General features: G+C 52.4%; 7 tRNA genes. All 7 read right to left on the bottom strand.

Going from position 1 to position 609, the window contains the following annotated elements:
• Positions 1-3: 3 nt before the first annotated feature.
• A tRNA-Arg gene (locus tag HMPREF9088_RS11310) sits at positions 4-77 on the bottom strand.
• 8 nt (positions 78-85) lie between these two features.
• Positions 86-171, bottom strand: a tRNA-Leu gene (locus HMPREF9088_RS11305).
• A 14-nt stretch (positions 172-185) separates the two neighbouring features.
• Positions 186-257 (bottom strand) — tRNA-Gly (locus tag HMPREF9088_RS11300).
• A 10-nt stretch (positions 258-267) separates the two neighbouring features.
• Positions 268-340 (bottom strand) — tRNA-Thr (locus HMPREF9088_RS11295).
• 18 nt (positions 341-358) lie between these two features.
• Positions 359-440 (bottom strand) — tRNA-Leu (locus HMPREF9088_RS11290).
• An 8-nt stretch (positions 441-448) separates the two neighbouring features.
• Positions 449-521, bottom strand: a tRNA-Lys gene (locus HMPREF9088_RS11285).
• A 3-nt stretch (positions 522-524) separates the two neighbouring features.
• Positions 525-597 (bottom strand) — tRNA-Val (locus tag HMPREF9088_RS11280).
• Between the last annotated feature and the right edge of the window lie 12 nt (positions 598-609).

Raw genomic sequence — 609 nt, 5'->3', positions numbered from 1 at the left:
AAACGCGCCCAAGAGGAGTCGAACCCCTAACCTTTTGATCCGTAGTCAAACACTCTATCCAATTGAGCTATGGGCGCATTGTTAATGCCGAGGACCGGAATCGAACCGGTACGGTGATCACTCACCGCAGGATTTTAAGTCCTGTGCGTCTGCCAGTTCCGCCACCCCGGCGTTGAAATTGGCTAAGCGGAAAACGGGGTTCGAACCCGCGACCCCCACCTTGGCAAGGTGGTGCTCTACCACTGAGCTATTTCCGCAAGTATTGGATGCCGGCTAAAGGATTTGAACCCTCGACCCTCTGATTACAAATCAGATGCTCTACCAACTGAGCTAAGCCGGCGCTTTGGTGGTACTTTAATGCGGGTGAAGGGACTTGAACCCCCACGCCCGAAGGCGCTAGATCCTAAATCTAGTGCGTCTGCCAATTCCGCCACACCCGCATAGACAATGAGTCGTACAGGGCTCGAACCTGTGACCCTCTGATTAAAAGTCAGATGCTCTACCAACTGAGCTAACGACTCATATGGAGGTTAACGGGATCGAACCGCTGACCCTCTGCTTGTAAGGCAGATGCTCTCCCAGCTGAGCTAAACCTCCAATATGAAAAAA

This window comes from Enterococcus italicus DSM 15952 (genome assembly GCF_000185365.1).
In the GTDB taxonomy this organism is placed as follows: domain Bacteria; phylum Bacillota; class Bacilli; order Lactobacillales; family Enterococcaceae; genus Enterococcus_G; species Enterococcus_G italicus.
This window is presented reverse-complemented; position numbering and strand designations above follow the sequence as displayed.